General features: G+C 53.7%; 10 protein-coding genes. 8 read left to right on the top strand and 2 right to left on the bottom strand.

The window, feature by feature from the left end:
• Positions 1-452: 452 nt before the first annotated feature.
• The 3 genes from NYE40_RS23825 (at position 453) to NYE40_RS23815 (ending at position 4,935) form a co-directional block, all read left to right on the top strand.
• On the top strand, positions 453-2,099 hold the full coding sequence (locus NYE40_RS23825; RefSeq protein WP_339279081.1) for a DUF6119 family protein: 1,647 nt from the start codon (positions 453-455) through the stop codon (positions 2,097-2,099).
• 106 nt (positions 2,100-2,205) lie between these two features.
• Positions 2,206-2,910, top strand: a complete 705-nt coding sequence (locus NYE40_RS23820) for a hypothetical protein (RefSeq protein WP_339279080.1) — start codon at positions 2,206-2,208, stop codon at positions 2,908-2,910.
• Between the two features lie 285 nt (positions 2,911-3,195).
• Positions 3,196-4,935 carry an ATP-binding cassette domain-containing protein gene (locus NYE40_RS23815; protein ID WP_339279079.1) on the top strand — a complete coding sequence of 580 codons (1,740 nt, stop codon included), beginning with the start codon at positions 3,196-3,198 and terminating at the stop codon, positions 4,933-4,935.
• 304 nt (positions 4,936-5,239) lie between these two features.
• Here NYE40_RS23815 and NYE40_RS23810 read toward each other — a convergent pair whose 3' ends face one another.
• A complete protein-coding gene (locus tag NYE40_RS23810; RefSeq protein ID WP_339279078.1) occupies positions 5,240-5,593 on the bottom strand; it encodes a hypothetical protein in 354 nt (117 codons plus the stop codon).
• A 450-nt stretch (positions 5,594-6,043) separates the two neighbouring features.
• On the opposite strand from NYE40_RS23810, the gene NYE40_RS23805 reads away from it, so the two are divergent.
• The gene (locus NYE40_RS23805; RefSeq protein ID WP_339279077.1) at positions 6,044-6,739 is read left to right on the top strand and encodes a hypothetical protein; all 696 of its coding nucleotides are present in this window, start codon (positions 6,044-6,046) and stop codon (positions 6,737-6,739) included.
• A gap of 34 nt (positions 6,740-6,773) precedes the next feature.
• Here NYE40_RS23805 and NYE40_RS23800 read toward each other — a convergent pair whose 3' ends face one another.
• The gene (locus NYE40_RS23800; protein ID WP_339279076.1) at positions 6,774-8,819 is read right to left on the bottom strand and encodes a LuxR family transcriptional regulator; all 2,046 of its coding nucleotides are present in this window, start codon (positions 8,817-8,819) and stop codon (positions 6,774-6,776) included.
• 149 nt (positions 8,820-8,968) lie between these two features.
• Here NYE40_RS23800 and NYE40_RS23795 point away from each other — a divergent pair, with 149 nt between their 5' ends.
• The 4 genes from NYE40_RS23795 (at position 8,969) to NYE40_RS23780 (ending at position 26,124) form a co-directional block, all read left to right on the top strand.
• On the top strand, positions 8,969-10,492 hold the full coding sequence (locus NYE40_RS23795; RefSeq protein ID WP_339279075.1) for a fibronectin type III domain-containing protein: 1,524 nt from the start codon (positions 8,969-8,971) through the stop codon (positions 10,490-10,492).
• Positions 10,493-10,992: 500 nt separating this feature from the next.
• Positions 10,993-13,536: a LuxR C-terminal-related transcriptional regulator gene (locus NYE40_RS23790; protein WP_339279074.1), complete on the top strand. Its 2,544-nt coding sequence runs from the start codon at positions 10,993-10,995 to the stop codon at positions 13,534-13,536.
• A gap of 204 nt (positions 13,537-13,740) precedes the next feature.
• Positions 13,741-17,037, top strand: coding sequence for a cadherin-like beta sandwich domain-containing protein (locus tag NYE40_RS23785; RefSeq protein ID WP_339279073.1), 3,297 nt, complete (start codon positions 13,741-13,743; stop codon positions 17,035-17,037).
• A gap of 75 nt (positions 17,038-17,112) precedes the next feature.
• Positions 17,113-26,124, top strand: a complete 9,012-nt coding sequence (locus tag NYE40_RS23780) for an S-layer homology domain-containing protein (protein ID WP_339279072.1) — start codon at positions 17,113-17,115, stop codon at positions 26,122-26,124.
• The last annotated feature ends 294 nt before the right edge of the window (positions 26,125-26,418 follow it).

Genomic DNA, 26,418 nt, shown 5'->3' with positions numbered 1-26,418 from the left:
ATCGTCTTGGCGGCACGTACGATCGCTAACAACGTGCAGGAACTGAGACGCGTGTAGACCAACTAAAGCAAAGAGAGCGGGGGTTAACATTGACTAGAAAAACAAGAAGTGACTGTACAGTAGGTACGTTTGAGAAGAAGCATGGCTTGCCAGCTGGCACGATTCGTAACGTTGACGGTAGAGACACACGTAGTGACAAGTTAATTGGGACTATTCGCAAAGAAGCAGATAAGAAGCGGTAGGACTAGATCAAACCAAAAGGCACCCAACTGGGTGCCTTTTGGTTTTCGCGCAAAAGAAAGGGCTACGGGAATCAAGGCTAGCTGAGCAGGTGTCTAGATGAATCTAGTATAGCTAGGGAAAACACATGTAGGAAAATATACCCAAATATAGTAAGATGGTTAGAGAACAGCTAGAGAGGGTTGCCTATAGGTTAAATAGGAGGGTGTTCCGTGGCTGGAATTAACATATACAAAATACTTGATAATAAGCATGAAGAACTGTCGGAGTATCTAAAAGGTAGCTACCGTACCTTGGGTCAACAAGTAATTCAACTTACTGTTGGGGTTAATGAAGAGACAGGAGAAATCTTGGGAGTTACCTTTCAGATGGAATTGTTTTTCGGATCAGGTGCTGATGGAAAGGCCTTATCTTGGAATTGGCTACTAAACGCTTTTGGACATCAAGACATACTTATTGACGGATCACCCAGATCTGTAATTTTAATTCAAGCAGAAGACTGCATGTATGCGGTAACCTTTGGCCATTCATACTTTAAGATCGACCAGTTTTCAGATAAAGAATGGGCGTTTGAGTTTGCACGGCGATTAAAATATAAAAATGTAAGAACTACGGCTGTCACCAATCCTAACTCACAGAGAAATAGAACAATAAATACTTATTTAGAGTATGAAAACTTAGACTTAAGTAGTGGTGAAGCCTTGACAAAGCTAAAGGCAAACATTGAGCTTCCGAATGGATTTTCGTTGTTTTCAGAAGTTATTGAAATAGGCAACTCCATTCGTGTAAATATAGAAGGTCCAACTCTACAAGGGATTGCCGAAGTGATTAACTTTGCTGAAAACGTTATAAACAACGAAGAAGTGAAAGTGAAAATACCTTTCTTTAAGTCAGTGAAGGAGCCGGAAGAAATTCTTGCTTTAAAGGAAATGATGGTACGGGATTTTGAAAACGATCTTATGTCTATTGATTTCTCAGAATATCAAATATACGCAACCAGAGTTGTCTTTCGGGATAATCATGAGTATGAGTTTAGACACAGATATAAAAGTACTCGATCGGATAAAGTAACACTTGAATCCATAGAAGCTTTTATGCGGGAGCATGAGTTTAATACAAAAGAGGATTTGTTAGAAATTCGGGTAGCAGTTTTTGAAGATGGTAAGAGCATATTCTCCACGAACATAGAAAAGTTAATCTATTACACTAATGAAGAAAGCCATGCATTACTCGCTGACGGTTCTTGGTACATTTACAATGAGGATTATTTACAGTACCTCAAAGATTCACTATACGAAATCCCCACAGAATTTGAAGAAATATATGATTATAGTGAATTAGCGCATGATAAGTATCTTGAGCAAGTATTTCAAGTAGAACGAGCAAATGATAATAATAAGGGACTTGATGATAGTAAATTAAGAAAATCAATTGCCCAGAAACACTATACAGAGAGATATTATAATGATTGGCTTGTCGAATTAGGATTTACTAATTTCGACCGCGAATTAGAGGCGATCGGCAAGCATAAATTAGAAGCTATGGATTTGTTTAAAGACAACTCAATGTATGCTGTGAAATTTGGAAAGAGCTCCGGGAAGCTATGCTATGCTGTCGATCAATCCCTCGAAGCAATTAAAGCTTTTCATAGGGGAGATATTAAGATAGACGTCAAAATAGAAAACGTTTATCTGTGGTTAGTCCTTGAGAGAAAAAGTGAGTTGCCTCTAATCAATGGCAATCCAGATATTACTGAATTGAACATGCTGATTTTAAAAAACAAGTTAGATCAATGGAAGAAGGAAGTCCGGCTGCTTGGATATCGGCCAAAAATCAAAATTAATTATGCTCGAGACTGAGCGTTAAGAAGGCTAAGTACATTTGAGGGTAATTCTGTTGGATTCAGTGCAGAAAATGCGCCGGGTTTAAGCTGAAGTGAAAATATTAATAAGGAGAGGAACATTGTTGAAAGACTCATATATTGAATTCATGAATGAGTTCGCCATTAGTGAAGATAAGTTTATTCAATTCGGTATTGAAAAAACAATTTATGCCGAAATAATAGAGGAAAGAAAGAGAATAGAGTTTGAAAGGCATTGGAACGAACTTAAGCGGAGTATTGAAGATCCAAATTTCGGTCAATTAGTTTACATTAGAGGATATGGAAGAGATGCCGCAGGCACTGATCTTTATCTCTCGATGTATGAAGATATTTTTAAGCATAGTAACTTTTTAAAGGATGCAACTAATAACGACATTCCTTCAAGAAAAATAAAGCTTCTAACTGGAAAAGCAAAAGGTGTTAAGACTGAAAACAAATACGAGCGGATTCAAAATTATCAGGTTTCCCATGTTTTTGAAAGGACTAAAAACCCATATGCATTCTCTGCCCCTTGGAATATAGTTTACATACCCAAAATAGTTGATCCTTTTACTGGGCATGAAAGCAAAGGAGATTTAACCCGTAAATTTACAAGGAAATTTCAACAACATGTATACAGTAAATATCAGATCTACATAGAAGAGTTCAATACCATAGTTAATAACCTAAAACCAACGTTGGAAAGTTACTTAGAGGGAGTCGAAAATGAACAGTTCAAGGTTGATGTGCTTAAGCAATTCACACCAATAACTCTGGAAGAAGAGGGACTAATGAATCCAGTTGAGTAATAAGGGAACCTTGTCAAATTCAAATGACAAGGTCTTTTTTTAGTTCGGGGATTTCGCTGTATAGATGTTACGGTGAACCATATCATAAGTAAAAACTCAGAGCCTTGAGGTTTTAGCAATTTCAGCTCGAATAGTTAGCGAAAAAAATTCCAAAGCAAGAGTAAAACCTGCAAATCATTGTACTCCCCACTAAACAGTGTTAATCTGAAAATCGCAACCTTAAGTTTACACGCTGCCACACACCCCACAATACCTGCCGTTATGGCGATTCAGAGAGGTAACACCATGATTAAAATAGATAATCTATCCTTTTCTTTCCCACAAAAAGAACTGTATCAAAACATTTCCTTCACGCTCGAAGAAGGCCAACACTGCGCCTTTATCGGCACGAGCGGCAGCGGGAAAAGTACACTGATCGAGATGCTGCTGGATCCGGAAAGACATTTGTTCGAGGGCAAGCTGGAGATCGACCCGGATTGCAGAATCGGGTACGTCAGTCAGTTCTCGCAGGTGGACAAAACGAAAGAAATGACCGTTTTTGAATATATCGGGGAAGATTTTATCAAGATCCAGGACGAACTCACCTCGATTTATGCTGAGATGGAAACCACGTCGGATATGGATTCGCTGATGGAAAAGTATCAATCGGCGTTGGACGAACTCGAGGCCATAGGCGGGGATGATTTCGAAAGCACGATGAATAAGCAGCTGAATCTCGCCAATCTGATGAAGCTGAAAGACGCCAGAGTATCTTCCTTGAGCGGCGGGGAATTCAAGCTGATTCAAGTTATGAAGGAAATGCTCGGCAGCCCGGACTTAATGATCATGGACGAACCGGACGTATTTTTGGACTTTGAAAACCTCAATGCGCTCAAAAAATTGATCAATTCCCATAAAGGCATGCTGCTGGTCGTTACGCACAACCGCTATCTGTTGAATCATTGCTTCGATAAAATCATCCACCTCGAAAACATGGAGATCCAGGAGTTTAATGGGCGGTATATCGATTATAACTTCTCGCTGCTTCAGACAAAGATCGAGCTGCAAGAAATCGCGATCGCCGAAGCCGAAGAAATTGAGCGATACGATCACATCATCGATAATCTTAGAGAGATCGCAACGAATGTTGCAGACGCGTCTAGAGGAAGGGCGTTAAAAGCCAAAGTTAAGTTTCAGGAAAGATTGGAAGCACGCCGAATCAAAGCGCCGTTTGTCGAGATCAAACAGCCGAATATCCGGTTTGATCTGGATCTTGAAGTGAAAGACGTCACTATGATAAAGGTTGCCAATTACAGCGTCGCCTTCGACGAGCTGCTTCTGCACAATGTTAATTTCGAGATCCAATCTACAGATAAAGTCGCGATCATCGGCCCGAACGGCACAGGGAAAACGACTTTGCTCCGCGAAATCTTCAAAAACAACCATGACTCCATCGAAATCAATGCAGATGTGAAAGTGGCTTATTTATCACAGCTTCAAGATGAAACGCTAAAAGACTCGAATACGATTTTTAATGAATTCATCGACGCAGGGTTCAACACGTATGACGAGATTAGAGCGTATCTTGCAAACTACGGCTTTGAAGGCGAAATCCTGGATCAGAAGATCCAATCATTATCCGGTGGAGAAAAAAATATGCTTCAACTGGCTAAAGCCGCTAGTAGTCAAGCCGACCTGCTGCTGCTTGACGAACCGACCAGCCATTTGGACCTCTATGCGCAGATTGCGTTGGAGAAAGCCATCGAAGACTACAAAGGCGCGATTTTGATGATTTCCCACGATTTCTATTCCGTCGTAAACGGCATGGATTATGTGCTAATCATTGACGATAAGACGATTAGAAAAATGAGTATGCGCAAATTCAGACAGATGATCTACGCCAGTCATTTTGATAGAGACTATTTAGAAGCTGAACAAAATAAAAAATCAGTTGAATTGAAAATAGAATTGGCTTTAAAAGATACTAATTTTGAACTTGCAAAAGTATTGCTTGATGAGCTAGAAGAGCTGATTAAGTCGCTTTAAGTGAAGCCAGTTACGGCGAATATTGCTAAAGTGAAGTGAATTAATCCGAGTCCAACGATGAAACATGATGCTGGTGGAAAAGTATCAGTAAAAAGACACTGATGGATAGAATCTCAGTGTCTTTTTACTGCATTGATTTCTGGATAGCTCTTGTCGCGACGCAAGATTAGTGAGATATGGCTTCTTGAGAAGTGTTTGGGAGGTTCCGCAGCTTTTATTCATACCGGCTCAGTTAGAGGATGCTCTTTTCGCGTCAGTTGATTCATCATGTCTCACCCGGATCGGCCGGTTCCCCGCTCTTGAGTCAAGGAGCGACATCCTGCCGCTCGATATTGCGGAACGAAGCATAAGCGATGATCGCTCCGATCCAGAACAAGGCGATCGGGATCGCGATGATCGAATTCAGAGAGAAGCCGCCCGGACTGCCGCTGCAGACGATGAAGACGATCAGGATGGACGAGGCGACGGTCGTCGTCGTCGAATATTTCCTCATGCCGAAATACAGCGGAATCATGTCCATGAAGCTGGCGGCGACAGCGTTCATGAGAAGGGCGGTCGCTTGCCGGCCGACCGCGCCGATCGTGAGCGTCGCTTCCATGAATTCGCTGGAGAGGTTCACGGCCGGCATGAGGAGGCTGACGAGCAGGCTGGTCAGCACGATGGAGCAATGCGAGGGCCATCCTCACGACATCCACCAGAACTTTCGGCATGTGGACAGCTTCCGCGATTCGCCCGAAAACGAAGCTCTCGACCAAGGTGGTCCGGACGGGATTGGAACTGCAAACGTGCGCCCGCCGTCCCGGACTTCACCGGCTTCCCGAATTTCCTCATCCGCATCGCCTCCGCTGCCCTTTGCGTTGAGGGCACAGCCGTTCGGCGCTGATCGCATCGCTGCTGCCGATCGTGCAGGGAAGCCGCTGTCCTCCCTCGGGTTCGACACGGAAGCTTCGGTGGTCCTCACGTATATGACCCATAATGCCGGAAATACATCTTTTGGATAATAGTCGCCCTTCCACCACAGTGATAGGATGAGAGCAATTATTACGGGAATAACCGGACAATATCCTCTCGGCATCGGTTGCTCCCGTCTCAGGAGGTCTGGAATCAGATGAAGAAACGATCGCTCGTGGCATTGCTCGGCGCAGTCTCGCTTGTATCCGCAACGACCGGCGCGTTTGGCGCGACGACCTCGACCAAAATTCAAGCTTTTCTCGAAAGCGGCATTCAGTTGAAAATGAACGGAGCGGCGTGGAAGCCGATGGATGCAAGCGGAAAGGCAGTGCTGCCAATTTCCTATAAAGGCACCACATACTTGCCGGTGCGCGCCTTGTCCGAAGCCTTCCATACGCCGATTAAATATGACGGCCGGACGCGGACGATCAGCATCGGAGAAGTCGACAAGATCGGCTTCGCCTCTTCCGCCATAACGCCGAAATTTAAGCCGTGGAATTTCGCCGACGTGGTCGATAAATCCCAATTGACGTATGGCAACGTCGCTTACACAGGCGCCTACAGCATGGACGCCTGGTCCGGCACGAGTCCGAACGATTATATGAGCTTCCAGTTCGACGGCAAATACGAAAAGCTGCATATCGTCGTCTCCGGCACGACCGAGCTGAAGTTTCAGGTAGCCAACTTGGAGCAGCAGGTGCTCGCTACGGATCTGAAGGTGTCCAAAGGGCAAATCTCGGAATACGACATCGATCTTCACGGCAGCGACGGCATTATCGTGTACCCTTATGCGGGTCCGGCTACGGGTGACGCGAAGTTCTATCTCATTAAAGACGCCAGTTATGTAAAGTAGGCGTCGAGCGGAGGACGTGTCGCTGCCGTCTGCGTCAGTCTCCGGGATGCGCGGCGTTCTCTGCCGACACCTTGCGAATCAGTTGGGCTCTGCTTTTGACCTCAAGCTTGCGAAAAATATTGGCGAGGTGCTTCTTGACCGTACCTTCGCTCAGGTACAGGTCTCTTGCGAGCTCCATATTGGAGCGGCCCTGCATCACGCGCTCAACCACCTCGCGCTCGCGTCTGGATAACCGGGAGAGGGCCGCTTCCCCGTCGCGCTCCTCCTCCCCGCCGAAGGAGACGACCATTCTTTCAACATAATCGTGCACCCGATTGCCCCGCGTATCCATCACGAAATAGGCTGCCGACGTCACGCCGTCGTAATCGAGGTTGCGCACCTCCGTCACCTCGTCCATTCCCAGGCTGCTGCAGATTGCGTTCGAAACCGGATTGCCGATCGGCGCGGCGACAATATAACCGGTTGACAAAATATGACTGATCAACGTCGAAAGGGAGGCGTGCATCATCGTAAAGTCGGAGAAGTCGTATACATCGAGCGTCCTGACAAAGTAGCCGGACTTGCCTGGCGCCGCAACCGCCAGCTCCTGCCGGAGCTTGCCGGGCAACGCATTAAAATACGCGCGCGAGAGCGGCGCAGTCAGCAAGTAGTCCATCGTATGCGCGTTAATCGGGATAATCTCGATCAATCCGCATACTTCTCCTTGCCCGTTGCGGATCAGCTTCACGCAGCCATGGCCCAGCTCGTACAGCTCTTGCAAACGAATCTGGCCGAGCACGAGCAGACTCTCGCGGCGGGAGATCAAAAATGTCGTCATAGAGCCGTCCTGATTGTGGAACGGCACGACTCCGTCCTTGGCCGTCTGCTTCCTGCGCGCAACATAGCGCTCCGCCTCTTCCCGATTGGAGGGACCGAGCGGCTCCACGCTGCTGGATACCCATTGCTTGTACATGATGTAATGGATAAACTGGTTGCCGATATAGTAGAGAAAATCCGCATTATCCAAAGATACCGAGCGGCTCCTGGCCGAGCGCTTTAATTTATTCGTGTAGTAGCGCATGCAGCGCCGCCAGAGCCGATTGTAGCGATCCGGCTTGCGCATGCGCAAATCGTACGCTATTGCTTCCCGGAGAAGCTCGTGCAGCAGCCAGCCCCGATCGATTCGTTGAATAAAGGAGTGCGAGATCATGGAACGGAATTGATCTGTCGGAACCGGCCTGGCCATTAATTGTTCCAGCATTTCTTGATTAAAGTAACGGGCGACCGCAGCCGATTCAATTATTTCCCGCGTGGCCGGGTCGGGCACCTCCCGCAGCCAGGTCTGCACAACATGGCCGAACATCGCTTCTTCGTCGACAGACCGGCTTTCCTGCTCCAGAGAGGCAAGCGACGTAGAAATGAGCAGTGTGAGGGTCAACGGATGACCTCGGGTTCGTGTCCAGAGCGCATGAACGGCAGCCTCGTCGTCTATGCCGCATCGATGCAAGTAAGCTCGTGTAGCTTCGTAGTCCAGGTCTCCGATTGGCAGTCGATAGATCATGCGCTCCCAGGGAGGCGCCGCATGCCAGGCTGGCTTCAAGGCAAAGCGGCCGCTCAAAATCAGGATCAGCCCCTCCGGCATACAGTTCAGGAAATCGTCCCGCAGCCACTGCTCCAGCTCCCCGCATTCTTCGAACGTGTCAATAGCCAGCACGAACGCGCCCCGATCGCTCGCTTTGGCAATCGCGCTCCCGCAAGCTTGCGCCAATGCCGTCTGGCCGGCGAGCGTTCGTTTCGGCGTCGGCGCGTTCAGCGACCGCAGCAGGGAATTGCAAAATTCTGCCGGCGAATGCGAGAATAGCCTGCTGTCGAGCATCGCGTATGGAATGCCGGACTGCCTCGTCATGCGACCGAATTCGGCCAGCAGCGCTGTTTTTCCGATGCCGCCTGTGCCGTGCACGTTCACAATACGCAATGAAGAAGATGGTGTCGTCAGCAATTGCGCGAACAGCCGCATCTCCTTCTCTCTGCCGACGAGCCCCGCTTCGTCTGGTGCCTGCTGCTGGTAGGCTGATCGCAAATGACGGTGTTCCGTTGTCATGGAAATAGTCACCTCGCGCCGCGTTTTAATCGAATGCGGTATCGAATGCCTAGACTCGAACGGGTGTATTGTAGCTCTTGAATCATGCGATAGCTGACGAGTCTGAAGGACAAACAGGAATAAATCTGCACGATAAGGAGGGGTGGAGCATGAAACGAAAGCTTATGCATTCTTGGGCATTTCGGCTAACGGCGTTCGTTCTGGCGGCGACGATTGCAGGGCTAGCGATACCGTCGCCTCGCGCCCATGCTATTGTAAATATCGACCTGCTGAAAGTATTCAGCAGTGTATTCGACAATACGATCGAGACCTGGCGAGATGGAGGACCGATTCTGGGCGGAGAGACCGCCACTTTTGCGGTTCGGGACGACTCCGCCGCGGGAACCAAGCTCGAAACGTTCACGCTCTCTTACTCCACCGACAATGGCCAGACCTGGACCTCGCTCCCGGATGCCCGGATTACGGAGAAGCATGATTTCTTTCTCGACGGAACCGATACCTTTGGCGCTTTTACGGTACCGCTCGACCCGCGTTTCACATCCGCCATCTTCAAATTTTCAGCGACGTACAATCCGGTCATCGGCGCACGAAGCTATCCGAAAGTCGTATCGATGGGCATCCCGATCCTGCAGCCCGGCTCTCCGAGCGATCTCGTCATCACGGCCGACACGAACACCTCCATCAGCCTCGCCTGGAACGATAATTCCAATATGGAGTCGTATTATCAAATCGAGCGGGCGGGCGGAACCGGGAGCAACCGCGTCTTCTATGTCAAAAATACGAAGGAGCATGTCGGACAACTCAACTATGTCGATCGAGAAACGGAGCCCGACACGTATTATGTGTATACGATTAAAGCGATCATTGATAAGTATAGCATACCGGATCAGTTGAAGCCCGGCGCGCTTGTTCGGCTCGGCAAAAGCGCAAAGAAATCCTCCAGCTTGTTCCCGCTGAAGGATATCATCATCATGAAGGACGTGCCTGCGAATCTTCTGGACATTCTGAAAAATAATCCGGCGCTGCCCGCGACTCCGACGGCATCCGCCACGCCCGCGCCGGTTGCGACGCCGACGCCAACCCCGGTCGAGACGCCGCCCCCCGGTCAGTCCCCGATTCCGACGATAGCCGAAGAACGGCTGACCGGCGCGAGCGGCTGGGCCAGGGCGGAAATCTCGGAGGCCTATCGTTTGCAACTGACGACCGACGCGGTGCTCGGCAATTATTCGTCGGCTATTACGCGCGAGGAATTTGCCTCAATCGCAGTCAGGCTGTATGAGCGGCTGAGCGGCAATCCGGCGACCGGAAGCGACACGAATCCATTTCAGGATACGACTAACGGCGACGTGCTCAAGGCCAGCGCGCTCGGCATCGTCAACGGGGTTTCGGCCAATCGATTCTCTCCGGAGGCTGGCATCTCCCGTCAGCAAATCTGCGTCATGCTCATGCGCGCCATCCGTGCCGCCAGGCCCGAAGCATCACTCGACACACGCGCAGACGCTCCGTTCGCCGACGACGGGCTGATCGCCGATTGGGCGAAGGACGCCGTATATTTCGCTGCGAACGCCAAGATTATGGGCGGCGTCGGCAGCAATCGCGCAGACCCGCTCGGCAGCACGACGCGCGAGCAGGCGATTGCCCTGGTAAAGCGCGCCTACGATAGGATGAAATGAAATCCGGTGAAACACAGCGTCGCATATCGGTCCGTTACGGACTGTACGCCGTTAGGGAGATGGACGGTATTTTGGGCTACGACTTCATGGGGCTGTCCCCATAGGTCAGCATGATAGGAGAACGTCCCGATCTTCACCTCAAAAGGATCTCAATTTCCACCGTGAAGTGGAGACTGAGGTCCTTTTTCTCGGAAAAATTTAGTTCTAGGCGGGGGGCTTGACTATCACGAATCGACTTTTGAAATAGCCTCTCTCCCATCCGCGCTCGCCCCCCTCTGCTTCCGTCCCAGTCGCCATAGCATCACTACGGCCAGGTATATAGGACTTATGTAGGACTATGGTTGTTTTTGTCGAAATAGTCATCATTCGAAATCAATGGCCGATGCCTTCGAGTCGGTCGATGGGATTTAGAATTTATCGTGGAGGGGTTCCAGTTGATTGTTCAAACGAAATTATACATCCCCCATGTACGGAACGCTTTAGTCCCTCGGCCAAGGTTGATGCACAAGCTCGACGAGGGTCTTCGAGCCAAGCTGACGCTGATCTCCGCTCCGGCCGGCTATGGGAAGACGACGGCGTTAAGCGAATGGGCGAGGCAATGCGGCATCCTGGTGGCTTGGCTGTCGCTGGATATACAGGATGACGAGTGGTTTTCGTTCTGGAGCTGCGTAACCGCTTCGATCCAGGAGAGGGTCCCCGGCTACGCCCGGAGGATCTGGCCGCTGCTGGAGAAGGGGCCGTCGGCGTCATCCGTGTCCTCGGAGCCTGCGATCTCCGCCATGTTGAACGAGCTGAATTTAGTACCCGAAGAGCTCGCCATCGTGCTCGACGATTATCATGCGATCGAGCATCCCGCGATTCAGAAGTCTCTTGGCTATATGTTGGAGCACTTGCCCCCGCACATTCATCTTTATATAGCGAGTCGTACCGAGCTAGCTTTCCCTACCGCTAGGCTGATGACCAAAGGAGAAATGCAGAGAATCTCGGTACGGGATATGCGGTTTCGTCCTGAGGAGGGGTTGGTCTTCTTCCGGAATACGGAGGGTTTGTCGTTGTCCAAGGAGCAAGTCGCGGAGCTGTACGATCAGACGGAAGGATGGGTCAGCGGACTGCAGCTCGCGGCGCTTACACTGAAGAGCAGCGACAACATCGCAGAATCCATCAGGCAGTTTAGCGGCCATCAGCATCATATCTCGGATTATTTATTCGAAGAAGTATTTTCGCATCTATCGGAGGAGATGCGCGCCTTTTTGCTCCAGACGTCTATTCTAAGCCGTATGGATCACTCCCTATGTCAAGCCGTTACGGGACAATCGAACAGCCAGGAGTACTTGGAGAGGTTAGAGCAGTTGAATTTGTTTGCGTTCCCGCTGGACGATCAAAGAAAATGGTATCGTTATCACCACTTGCTGTCCGATTTTTTGCAGCAGCTGTTTGCCCGAACGGACCCCAAATTATGGGGGCAATCGCATGTTCATGCGGCGCAGTGGCTGGAGTCGCATGGCTTTGAGGAGGAGGCCGCCGAGCATTATTTGGAAGCGAAGCAATACGATGATGCCGTACGGGTGATCGAAAAAAATCTGCATGCTTTTTTGCATAAAAAGGTGGAAAAGCTAAGCAGGTGGGTTTTGCAATTGCCGGAAAGCTTCCTTTCAAAGAGGCCCTTGGTCGAAATGTTTTATTTATCCCTCTTGATCGGCATCAGGCAATGGGAGACTGCGATTCAAAAAATAGAGCAAGCAAAAATCCGCTATGAAGCTATGCAGGGGAGCATGGACGAGGCGGAATGGAAGCCGTTGATGGGCAATATGTACTTTTTGTGCGCAAGCGCCTGTTATTTTCAGAAAGATTTGAATCGTATATCGGAATACTTCGAGCTCTCGGAGCGCGTCGCGCCGGAAGGCAGTTTCTTTGAAGCTCTGGGGGACAACAAATATTACGGTTACGACGAATTCGACGATCATATGTCCTACATTAACGATTACCATGCCGCTGCCGCATTTATGTTCAAGTGGATCGAACATTGGGGACGCCATCAAGTTCATCCGTCTGCCGCCATCTTTCATGCTTCATACAGCATGGTGCTGTATGAATGGAACCGCGTGGAGGAAGCCGAGGCTTGCATTGAACGGGCGCTGAAACCCAATGCCAGACAACCCAATCCGCGGAGCTTGCTGCAAATTTACGTGAACGCTTCGCGCATTCGGCAATCGCTGGGCAATCCGACCCTAGCCGTAGAACTGCTGGAGCAGCTGAAATTACGGATCGAATCTCCGGATTATGAACGCTTTGTGCGGAAGATCGAAGCAGAGCAAGCCTGTTTGGCCTTGCGGCAAGGGAATATGCGATATGCTTTGGAATGGCTGGATCGGTGCGGGATGGCTTCGACGGACGAGGTGTCGCTGAACGGCGCGGCGGAGCGGATGGCTCTCGCCAGAGTGCTCGCCGCATGCGGGCGGACGGAGGAAGCGATGTCTCTATCCGAACGATTGCAGCAGTTGTTCTGGAGAGAGGATCGTCTCCGGGATCGAATCAAAATGGTTGTCCTGCAAAGCGTGACGCTGCATCGCACCGGTCAAATGCAGGAGGCGATCGACCTTCTGGAGACCGCTCTTCGCCTGGCGGAGCCGCAAGGGTTTATTCGCAGCTTCGTGGACGAAGGCCAAGCGATGGCGGAACTGCTGAACGCTTATGGGAGAGCGCATCAAGACCACCGTTCAAGGGAGACGCCTTTCGTTCTAGTGGATTATGCCAATAGATTGCTTCGGGTGTTGAATAGCTTGCCAGATGAATGGGAAGCGCCGATTAAGGCAGGAGCAGGGGCACGCGGCTTGACGGCATTCCCGGTTGAATGGCTGACGAATCGCGAGAGGGAGATTGTCGGTCTGATGGCCGAAGGGATGTCCAATAAGCAGATCGCGTCGCATTTGGGAATTACGGAAGGAACGGTCAAGAGTCACACAAACAATATTTATGGCAAGTTGGAGGTCCGTACGAGAGTGCAGGCGATCAAGAAGGCAAGAGAGCTTCTGCTATTAGGCTAGACGATCCATTTCACGCTAGCGGACCATAGACGATCCCATTCGGGACATCGGCTATGGTCTATTTTTGTTGGGGTGCGCGCAAGCTGTCGACTTCTTTTGACAAAAAGAGAGTCTTTTCATGGTGTCTATAACTTTCTCTAGATGCGTCTTTGTCGTTTTTCTTATAATTTTGAATTTGGCACCGTTTCTTAAGGAGGAACAGAAATGCGCAACCCCTACAAAGTAAAACCGATGATAGCGTTTGTTATGGTTCTCTTATTGACGGCGTTCCCATGGATCGATGGGTTCGGGAGCAAGGCCTATGCCGCTAACCAGAAGATTATTGTCACGGTGGCGGGCACAGGAGCGAGGGGGGCCTCGGGAGACGGAGGACCGGCAACGTCGGCCCAGTTGAATTCTCCTCACAACGTCGTTTTCGACAGCACCGGGAACATGTACATCTCCGATCAGAACGAGAACCGGGTTCGCAAGGTTGATGCCCTGACCGGAGAGATCAGCACGTTTGCGGGTACGGGAGCCAGCGGCGATTCAGGCGACGGAGGGCAGGCGGCAGCGGCGCGATTGTCTTCGCCTTACGCCCTTGCTTTCCACGACGGCGGGTTGTACATCGGGGGATTTGGAACGGTCAGAAAGGTCGATCTCTCCTCTGAAACGATCCGCACTGTGGCGGGCAACGGATCTTGCAATCCGGGTGCCGACATTGGAGATGGGGGGCCGGCCATATCGGCCGACCTATGCTGGATCCGGGGCCTTGCGTTTGACAGCCATGGCAATATGTATATCTCGAGCACGAACGATGCCCGTATTCGGAAGGTTGATGCGTCGACAGGAATCATCAGTACGGTGGCAGGTACGGGAGAACAAGGCTATTCAGCGGTCGAGACGACCGCGGCGTTGGCGCCCTTAAGCGCGGTGGCCGGATTGGCCGTGGACGACGAAGACAATCTGTATATTGCCGAGGAAGACTCCATAAGCGCGGGCGGATTTATTCGCAAAGTAGATCCGTCAGGCACCATCAGCATTGTGGCTGGAGGAGGCAACCTGGAGACGGGACCGGCTACTTCCGTTAATTTAAACGGTCCGAGCGGACTGGCCTTCGACAACGGCGAGCTCTTTATCTCAACGTACGCTCAGATAATCAAATTAGACCTGACTGCAGGCACGATCAGCCACGTCGCGGGATCAGGGCATACCGGCTATTCGGGCGACGGAGGGCCCGCCTCCACGGCCAATTTATTTTCACCCAGCGGCGTTGCGTTTGACGGCAATCATGTTCTGCATATTGCGGATACGAGTAACCATGTCGTCCGGAGAGTCGGCCTGTCCAATGACGCCGGCTTAAGCGGCCTAACCTTGTCCAGCGGCAGCCTGAGTCCGGGGTTCTCTTCGGGAACCACGGACTACACGGCCGTCATACCAAGCAGCGTGAGCAGCATCGCGGTCACGCCGACGGCAAGCGACAGCAACGCGACGGTGAAGGTGAACGGCACGCCCGTGACGAGCGGATCGGCGTCGGGAGCGATCAGCCTGAGCGTGGGGGACAACCCGATAACGGTCAAGGTGACGGCGCAGGACGGCACGACGACGAAGACGTACGCCGTAACGGTGACTAGAGCGCCAAGCGGCAATGCGAGCCTGAGCAGCTTGACGTTGTCGAGCGGAGATCTAAGCCCGACGTTCGCGCCGGGCACGACGAGCTACACGTCAAGCGTGGCGAACGGCGAGAGCAGCATCGCGGTCACGCCGACGGCAAGCGACAGCAACGCGACGGTGAAGGTGAACGGCACGCCGGTGACGAGCGGATCGGCATCCGACGCCATCAGCCTGAGCGTGGGGCACAACCCGATCACGGTTGAGGTGACGGCACAGGACGGCACGACGACGAAGACGTACGCCGTGACGGTGACTAGAGCGCCAAGCAGCAATGCGAGTCTGAGCAGCTTGACGTTGTCGAGCGGCGACCTAAGCCCGACGTTCGCGCCGGGCACGACGAGCTACACGTCAAGCGTGGCGAACGGCGAGAGCAGCATCGCGGTCACGCCGACGGCAAGCGACAGCAACGCGACGGTGAAGGTGAACGGCACGCCCGTGACGAGCGGATCGGCGTCGGGAGCGATCAGCCTAAACGTGGGGGACAACCCGATATCGGTCGAGGTGACGGCACAGGACGGCACGACGACGAAGACGTACACCGTAACGGTGACTAGAGCGCCAAGCGGCAATGCGAGCCTGAGCAGCTTGACGTTGTCGAGCGGCGACCTGAGCCCCACGTTCGCGCCGGGCACGACGAGCTACACGTCAAGCGTGGCGAACGGCGTGAGCAGCATCGCGGTCACGCCGACGGCAAGCGACAGCAACGCGACGGTGAAGGTGAACGGCACGCCGGTGACGAGCGGATCGGCGTCGGGAGCGATCAGCCTAAACGTGGGGGACAACCCGATCACGGTCGAGGTGACGGCGCAGGACGGCACGACGACGAAGACGTACACCGTGATGGTGACTAGAGCGCCTTCGATTGCTGGCGGCAGCGGCAGCAGGAGCAATAATGCGAGCTTGGGCGGCTTGACGTTGTCCAGCGGCAGCTTGAGTCCGGCCTTCTCATCGGGCACGACGAGCTACGCGGCAAGCGTGGCGAACAGCGTGAGCAGCATCATGGTATCTCCGACAGTAAGCGATAGCACGGCGACGGTGAAGGTGAACGGCACACCTGTGACGAGCGGTTCGGCATCCGACGCCATCAGCCTGAGCGTGGGGGACAACCCGATTGCGGTCACGGTGACGGCGCAGGACGGTACGATGAAGACGTACACCGTGACCGTGACGAGAGCAAGCGGGAACGGCTCGCCGCTTGCATCGTCGGGGCCTATTCTCAACGATGCCATCGCGAACGTGAAGAAAGTGAAAGAAGCCTCTCTGGCTGCTCTTAACCAGCCAGCTCCTGAGCCGTTCCCTGATGTCTCAACGAACAACTGGAGCTCTCAGTCGATCGGAGTCGCCCGGCAGCTTGGCATCGTCCAAGGAAGACCGGACGGCAGCTTCCACGGCAGCGATTCGATTACCCGTGCAGAGTTTGTCACGATGGTGGCAAAGGCTTTGTACCTGGACACGACAAGCGAGCGGGGCGTTACGTTCTCCGATACGCAAGGTCACTGGGCTGCGCCGGCCATCGAGACGTTGAGAGCCGCCGGCGTGATCGAAGGCGTAGGCGCGGGTTCGTTCAAGCCTGACCAGCCGATTTCCCGTGCCGAGATTTCAGCGGTCCTGGCACGGTTGATGGTTTTCGACCAGACGACTGGCAACGCCTATTTCTCGGACACGAGCGACAGCTGGGCGCGTTCCTATATCGCACAAATGGCGGATGCGAATATTGTCAGAGGTGCAGGCGATGGCAAGTTTTATCCGAACGCTTATACGACTCGCGAACAGGCGGCAGCTATGATGATTCGAATGCTGACCGTATGCCGCAATGTCGATTTGCAGTTGATAGACCTTTCCAGATAGCTCGTCATCGAAAGGCACAGCTTCTCGCATCCGAGAGCTGTGCCATTGGCCTAGCTCTATCAACAGGAGGACGCTATGAATCGATTGCAATTGTACCTGAGAACAAGAATCGCTACGAAGCTGGTATCGGCGACCCTATCGATTGTACTCCTATTCGCGATGCTTCCGCTCACCGCATCAGCGGAGGCAGCTGTTGCCGCGGCCGATATCTCGATCCAGACGGCTGCGCCGGAGAATGGAGCGAGCATTGCCAACGGAGCGATTGCGTTCGGCGGCGGAGAAATAACAGACGTTAAATGGTCCGCAGACGGAACGAATTATGCTGCGGCCAGCGGCAGCTTCGCGCAAAGCACGGTCTATCGGACCCGCTATGTGTTCTCGGCGGATTCGAACCATGTATTCGAACCGGTGCCCGGCGCGTATGAGAAGGGCGGAGCGCAAGACTTGTCGAGCCGGATCGCGAATCTCGGTTCGGGGACGTTCACCGCAACCGTGAGCCAGTCGTTCACGCTGAACGATACGCTGACCGTCGTGGTCACGTGGCCGAATGCGACGATCGAGCCTGCAGACATCTCGATCGGGACGATCGCCCCGGTCAGAGATGCGACGATCGCGGATGGCGCGAATACGTTCAATCATGCCTCCGCCGTCATTACCTGGTCTGCTACCGGCGGCTCCTTCAGTCCGGCGAGCGGTACGTTTGCGCCCAGCACGCATTACTACACCAAATACGTCATAACGGCCGACGCAGGGTACGCGTTCAACAACACGAGCCGAATCTACCAGGACGGGGCGAAGTCTCTGGCGAGCCGGATTGCCAATCTGGGTACGGGCCTTTTGGCCGGGGCGTCCGTCTCGACGCAAGTACGCGCCAATGACACCTTGACTCTCGTCGTGATGTGGGAATCGACAGCGAACGCATCGGGGCAGACCCTCATCGGAGCCGACGACATCCTGATCGGAACCGCCGCGCCGGCACCGAATGCTCAAGTGGCGGATGGAACGAACGTATTCAGCCGCGGAACGTTCGATTATGTGGAGTGGAGTCAGACCAGTCCCTTCACGTACCTGGATGTCGGGGATCCATTCGTCTCCCTGAAGACCTATAAAACGGGATACTATCTTCTCGCGGCGAACGGTTATGCATTTGACACGCCAAGCGCTTACAGCAAAGGCGGAGCAAGAGACTTATCGAGTCGGATTGCGAACCTCGGCACGGGCACGTTTTACGTCTATAGTCCTGCCGGAGATGATTTGTACATCGAAGTGACCTGGCCGAAGACCGGAGTCCTCGTACCGGACGATATTTCGATCGGCACGCTAGCACCGGTTGCGGAAGCGAGCATGGCGAACGGAGCAAATACGTTCCGTCATGCATCATCCATCGTCACGTGGTCCGCCGACAACGGCGCAACCTACAATTCGGCCAGCGGCGCCTATGCCTATGAGACCACTTACAAGACGAAATACGTCATCGAGGCGGAAACCGGCTACTCCTTTGACCCCGCTGCAGGCGCATACGGAGCAAGCGGCGCGAATTCGTTGACGAGCCGCATCGCCAATCTCGGTTCGGGCTCCTATACGGCGGTCGTATCCGGTGCGGCGAATAACACGCTAACGATTGAAGTCACCTGGCCGAAGACGACCGCGGCTGCGCTGACAACCATCGCCGCTGCGGAGCTGTCGATCGGAACGGCTGCGCCGGCAACGGGGGACAGTATTGCGAACGGCACGAATTCATTCGTGCATGCAAGCGCAAGCGTGACGTGGTCGAATGACAATGGCGTTACTTACGCTGCGGCTAGCGGCGCGTTCGCGCCTGGGAAGACGTATAAGTCGAAGTACGTACTGACTGCGGACGCGGGCTATATCTTCGATCCGGCGGCTGGCGCGTACGACGCGATTGACGTCGTGAATAGGGGAGTCGGTACGTTCACGGCTCAAGTATCGACTTCGAGCACAGCCAACGACACCTTGACGATTACGGTGACTTGGCCGGCAACAGCCGCCTCTGCGATAGTCGTTGCCGATCTTGGCATCGGGACTATGGCCCCTGTGGCCGGACAGGCAATGGCGGATGGCGCGAACACATTCGCTCATGCGTCCGCCAACGTCACATGGTCAAGCAATGGCGGCGCGAATTATGCGGCAGCCGGCGGCCTTTTCGCGCCCAATACGGCCTATAAGACGAAGTATGTGCTGACTGCGGCAGCCGGCTATATTTTCGATCCGGCGGTTGATGCCTACCATTCCGTTGCCATTGCGAATCTCGGCACGGGCTCCTTCAGCGCGGACGTGACTTCGGGCGCGGCGACGAGCGACACGTTGACGATTATTGTGACCTGGCCGACGACGGGCGCGGCAACGATCTTGTCTTCGGACATCGCGATCGGCACGGTCGCTCCGGCGACAGGCGCGGCGCAGACGAACGGCACGATTGCTTTGACGCATGCAGACGCGAACGTAGTCTGGTCTGGAGATGGCGGCACGACTTACGCGGCAGCCAGCGGCACATTCGCCGCGGTGACGAGCTATAAGACCAAATACGTGCTGACAGCCTCGGCGGGCTACGCCTTCGATTCGGCTGCGGGCGCATACGACCAGAACGGAGCGAGAGATCTGACGGGTCGAATCGCCAATCTGGGCGCAGGCACGTTCGCCGCGACCGTATCGACGGCAAGCTCGTCCAACGATACGCTGACGGTCATTGTCACGTGGCCGGCTACGGCCCCCGCCACGATCGTGCCAGCGGACATCTCCATCGGAACGGCTGCTCCGCTGGCGGGAGCCGCTCAAGCGGATGGAAGCAGCGTCTTCAATCATGCGATCGCGAGCATCGCGTGGTCAGCCGACAATGGAAGCTCCTATCAGCCTGCGAGCGGAACATTCTCCATCGGGACGAGCTATAAGACCAGGTATGTGCTCACTGCCCTGACCGGCTATCAATTTAATGCGACAGCGGGGGCATACAATACGATCGGCATTGCCAGCCTGGGCGCGGGCGCATTCACGGCCCAAGTGTCGACGACAAGCCTGGCTAACGATACGCTGACGATTATCGTCGCCTGGCCGGCAACGGCCAGTAGCGATAAGGTGAAGATCAGCTTGAACAATACGGCTGACTTCCAGGCCTATTCGGGCGATACGCTCATTCCCGCGCAGGGTTTAACCGTCGCAGCGGCAGATGATTACAGCATTACGCTGGTGAACGGTTCAATCGATACGACGAATCCGTCCGCGCCGCTGACTGCGGCAATGGTCAAGAGCATCAGGGTCGTAGACGGTCAAGGCAACAATGCGCTGAAGAACGTACAAGTCGTGTCGAGCGGCGTTGCCCAGAATCATCCGTGGAGCCTGACCATCACGATCGGCAAAAATACGACCTCAGCCGCCAGAACGATCACCGTGACGGTAGATACCGCCACCGCCCAGCGAATCGATATTCGCAATCTGGCCGGCTTCACGAGTCCGACGATCGATTATGCGAACCAGCCGAATCCAAGAAGAGCGTATCCTTATGAATACGGTAACTATTATTACTTCCTGCCAGGCGACCTGCTGTCCATGCAGACGTCGTCGATGGGGCTGATTCCGGCTGGCGTTCAGCTCGTGGGCAAAAGCTCGTCAAAAACGTCGCCATTGACGAATACGCTGTTCAATACGTCGACCTATCAATTCCGCTATACCTTTACGATGCCGAGCGAGCCTGTCTTCATGTCGGTGACTTCCACGGACGGCAAGGCCGCGCATAGCATCCTGGCGCGAGCCACGATTCCGGGCGTCGTATCGCCGAAGCTGTCCGGAGGCGCGACCTTCGTGCAGGCGACCGCGAGGGCGCTTGCGACGGATCATTCGGGCGGCATTGTGACCGTCAATCCAGGCAGCTACGATCATCGGATGTACAAGGTCACCGGGATTGAAGTGCGATCCGAGCTGCTGAATGTCGTATTGCCCTCAACGGCGAACGGGGATGGCACCTATTCGTTCGCGATGCCGTTCACGGATGCGGTCGTGACGGTGCTCGTCGAGCGGATCGTCTCGAATCCGATCGAAGTAAAGGTTACGAATCATAGCGGGGCGCAAGTGACCCAGGATCTCGAGGCTTATTATGCGGGCGATACGATTAATTTGCATATCGTCAACACGGATCCGACGAAATATGTATCGAACGTTCAGATCTGGCGCGTGATCGAAAACACGAGATCGCTTTTCAAGCAGGGGAAACCGTCTGATCCCTACGCTTCAAGGATCGATTTCGGCATCAAGCCCGTATCCTCAAGCACGGAGTTAGCGGCTGGGGCTACGATAGAAGCGATCGTCAACTTCGAAGATATCGCGATACCTGTGACGACGAATAGCAACGCACAATTTTCGAATTATCCGGTCAAGGTAAAAATCAATGAAGCGATTCCGCTCACCTTTGCGCCGCCGGAGGATCCGAGCAAGATCTACAAGCCGCAGGTCAAGTTCCGGGATGCGCTTAATCCGAGCCTCACATCCGTATATCCGTGCACGTTTGTGAGGACAGACGCGCAAGACCAGACGAAGAGCGTGTATACATGCCCGGCTGTCACGAAGAGCTCCACCCAATCCGTCGAATTGCTGTACGACTCGACGAATATAGAATCCATTCCAGGCGCAGTCAAAACCAAAACGATGGCATCCATCGCGCCGAACTCCAAGCTGGCGGGCATATTCAAATCGATTGTGGTGTACGGAACGAATATGAATGGCCGAGGAGAGGTGCTGCTGGGCACGTCGCCTAATCCGACCGTGCCGGCGATCGTATCCCAAACGACATCGGCATCGCTGGTCGTCAGCGTACCTGCCGGCATGCTGTCCAACAGTACGGATGTTACTTATTATATTTCCATTAACGGGGTACAACGATCAGTCACGATCGCAACGGCTCAGAACTTGAGTCATACCGCGTTCGGGAGTATGGCCGTCGTATCCGACAATCAATTCAAGCATTCCGTCATCGTGGCGCAAAGCGAGAAGGAATTGACCCAGCAGCTAGGGGGGCGCAATCCGATCGTCAAATTGAAGGGCAGCTTCACGGCAAGCGCGGCCGTGACGGGCGAGTATGTGTTCAGCGGAACGACCATCATCAACGGCGGGCTGACGAGCTACCTGCGAACCGGTCAGAGCAAGCTGCGAGTTCGCGACGATGCCGGCGGCAGTGTCACGATCACGATGGACAAGGTCACCCTGGTCGCAGGCGCGTTCAACCTTCTGTCCGAATCCGACGCTTCGATCGAGCTTAAGAAGGGCGTCCAGTACGTGACCGAGTATGCCAAGGATTCGGATGGTGAGCTGCTGGACCCTGACAAGCAGAATATCGAGATCGCATTTGATAACCGGAACCAACTGACCGTTCTGGGCAGCGGAATGACAGCCAAAATTACCGGAGCTGCGCTGCTTGGCAATGCGATGATGTTCGACGGCAAGGTGTACTTCGGAATGGCGCTGCCGGGCAGCAGCAACGTGGGGTTCGGTCTCAATATCGACCGGCTTCAATACGGCGCTGACGGTCAGGGAAGCTTGAGCTTCCAAGGGGTCAAGGCGGACGGTTACTTCACCCCCGGCAACGATATGTCCAAAAAGCTGCTCGGCGGCTTCGGCGTGGGCGCAACGGCCGAGGGCTCGATCGATACATTCGAGAACGAGCACTCCGTTGCCCTTGACGTGGACGCGAAGCTGGCGAATTTCGCGGCGGACATGAGCCTGAAGAAGAACGGCGCGACCGGTCAGTTTATTCCGGACACGATCAAGATCATCGTCGGATTAGGCGACGGCATTCCGGTTACGCCCGCGCTGCCGATCGCGAAGCTGACCCGATTCGGCGGCGGTGTATCGGGTCTGGCGGACACGATCACCGGCAACTATAAGGGCGTCGCCCCGATCTTGATTCTGATCAATGGCGATCTGGAGGTCGGGAGTCTGATTCCCGGCAATGGCCTGCTCGAATTCAATGATGTAGAGTTGGCGATCGGACCTTCCCAGATCAGCCTGTCCGGGAACCCGACGTTGCTCAAGATGGAGATCTTCGACAAGTTCAAGGCAGGCATCTACGTGACCAATACGTCTGTATCGTATCAAATGCAAGTCGCTGCCAATATTCTGAAGAACTTCTCGGTTATTCTGGCAGGCGGCAATGCCAACCTCACCTATTACAGAGGCGGCAGCTACAATTTGAACGGTCAGCTGTATGGTCGCCTCCAGATACCGGAGGTCGAAGTCGGGCTGTTCTCCATCGGTCCGTATACGTTGCTCAACAACAACATCGGCCTGAGCAATACGGACGCCTATGCGACGTTCAGCGTGCTCGGCTTCGGGCTCAAGGTGAACTATGCGTATGGAAGCGGCTCTGTCAGCGTGGGGCGGCGGGCCCTGCGTTCGATACAGTCGGAGCAGACAGGGCAAACTGTGTTCGATGAGAACGGCAACGCGGCCGGGCAGATTCATGTCTTCTCCAACATGAGATTGATCGCATCGAGCGACTCGCCTAGCCGATTGCGGACGCTTGACCTTACGCCTGCGATATCGACGAACGACTCGGATACGGTTCATACGGTGACGCTCCCGGAGGGCCTGACGGGTGATTATGCGTTGCTCGTATCCGCAGCCCCGGACGATCTTAGCATCCTGGATCCGGACGGCAATCCTTACGGCTTGACGTATCCCGGAACCTTGCAGGACGGGACGCCTTTCTATGACGATCCGAACGCGAATGCCGCAGTCGTTTCCGACAACACGATTATGATTCGCTTGGGCAGGCAACCCGGAGATTGGACGATCTCTTCGAGCCAGTCTTTTGACAGTTCGGTTATCGCCATCGCGCCTGTTCCGGAGATCGCCGGCACGACGTACGATGCGGGCACCCGCACGGCAAGCTGGGATCTGACAGGTCTCGATACGGAGACGGAAGACTATCGGGTCGAAGTTCGGTTGTCGACAGACAACGGCGACGATCCGACGCAGACTGGCGCGGGCGTGCTTGTTCATACGGTCGATATCGTTGCCGGGCAAGTGACGGACGGAGTCGCAGGGGGCAGCTACGCCTTCACGGCGCAAGACTTAAGCTACTTGCAGAGCGGGCAGTATTACCCGAGGGTGACGCTGATCGGAACGCCGAAGAGCGATGCATCCAGGACGATCCCGTATGCAAGCTTGAACGCGAAGCAAGCCATGGACGTCGTCAATCCGCTTGCGCCCGACTCGGTAAGCGCGGTATCGGTATCGGCGGGCGGCGGCGGCACGATCCATGCAGCCTGGAGCGCCGTCTCCAATGCGCACGGTTATCTGATTCGCTTGCTTGATGCCGATGGCAACGCGGTCATGTCGCCTCTGAATTATACGGATGAGATCGGCAGCGACGGCAATCCGACGGGCGACCAAATCGCGCACGCAGGCAGACCAATCGAGTATCAAATCTCCGCCGACGAAGCGGTTGGCGGCGCATTCGCTATTGACTTCGGCGGGATGGAGCCGGGCAACAGCTACAAGCTTGCGGTGACGCCATATGCCAGCGTGGACCCCTCGGATTCCAACGCGTCTTCTATTTATGGCGCTTCGACGGTTACAGCCGTCGTCGACGTGCCGCTGGTCAAGACTCCCGTTATTCATGTGGCACCGAGCTTGGGCGCGATCTCGAGCGATTCGCTGCTGGGCAACGTGCTTACGGTGAACGGCGACTTCAAGCTGGATGTGGCGACCACTTACGTGGGCGCCGAGGACGGACAGTCCAGGGACCTGAACGCGAAGTTCACCGTGTGGCAGAGCGACGGGACGATCGACGCAGTCACGAATATGCCGAATTTCAATCGAATCTACATCAGCTCCGATTATGAGCCTCGAATATCCGTGCCGATCTCTGTCGATGGCGATGCAGGATCAAGCTTGATACGGATCGTGGCCGAAAATGATCAGGGCGACGTATCCGAGTATGGTCTGGCCGTCCATTACAATCATCTTCCGCCTGCTTTGTTCGTCGAAACGGGGCCGGACGGCAAGATTGTGACCGATTCGGAAGGTCACTATCAGATTCAAGGCAGTACGGTGCCGTATGCTACCGTGTTGGACAGTCGGGGAAGTCGTACGACGGCGGACAATATGGGCAAGTTCAGCATGAGCGGTACATTAGACGAGGACAAGAAAGCTTATATCACGCTAACGGCGATCGATTATGTGGGCAACCTTTCCCAAGACGATGTCACGATTGTGAAAGGCAACGAGCCTGGCGATCCAGGCACGAATCCAGGCACGAATCCAGGCACGGACCCAGGCACGGACCCAGGCACGGATCCAGGCACGAATCCGGGCACGGATCCAGGAACGGATCCAGGAACGGACCCAGGCATAGATCCAGGCACGAATCCAGGAACGGACCCAGGCACGAATCCAGGCACGGATCCGGGCACGAATCCAGGAGTGCCTGCATCGGGTGGCGGGCAGACAAGCGGCGGGCAAGCGGGTACCGGACAAACCGATGGCTCGACGGACAATGGCGGCAATCCGCCCAAGTCCACATTCAAGGATGTGCATGCCGAAGCGCCTTGGGCTGAAGCGGCCATTGAAAAAGCGTACAAGATGGGTCTCGTTGCCGGCCGGGCGCCTGAGGTATTCGCTCCGAACAGCGATACGCGAAGAGCCGAAGTGATCGCGATGCTTGTACGAGCGAGGCAGCTGACCATCGGCAATCAGGCCGATCTGGACGCGGCGGCGGCGTACTTTGCTGATTGGAATGAACTGGCGGTATGGAGCAAGCCTTATATTGCCGCCGCTTACGCGAACGGGCTAGTGACCGGCATAGCGCATAATGGCAAACATTATGTCAAAGGCAGTTCGTTCGTTACGCGAGCGGAAGTTGCGGTGTTATTCCAGAATGCTTATCGGTTGAAATCGGATGCGGGCAACCGCAAGTCATTCGAGGATCAGATTCCGTCATGGGCTGCGAACAGTGTGGAAGTGTTGTCGTCCAATCGAATAATCAACGGTTACCCGAATGCAACATTCATGCCCGGGTCAAACGCGACGCGAGCAGAGGTCGTGGTTATGTTAATGCGTTTGATCGAGCGGGAATAAACCATGCCATTTCCCGATGCGCTGACGGTTTTTGGGCGATGGCGAGTGCGATGCTGAGCAATGAACAGATATAAAACTTTTTTTAACATATTAGGAAGAGACTGCGAGCTTTACGCAGTCTCTTTTTTCTATTCGCTCGTGATGCGCGCGGAATTTGCGGTCATGCATGGTCAATCCTTCGAGGCCGAAATATATTCAAACGGTTCGCGGCTTTTGCTACAAGTTTTGTTGGGTGGAAGATGACTAATCTGGAAATAAGACCAGGATGGTATAATCCCTCTAGAGTGTTGGAAC

Origin of the sequence: Paenibacillus sp. FSL W8-1187 (genome assembly GCF_037965485.1) — a bacterium.
In the GTDB taxonomy this organism is placed as follows: domain Bacteria; phylum Bacillota; class Bacilli; order Paenibacillales; family Paenibacillaceae; genus Paenibacillus_O; species Paenibacillus_O pasadenensis.
Note: the sequence above shows the minus strand (reverse complement) of the source record. Positions and strands in the feature narration are given on the sequence as shown.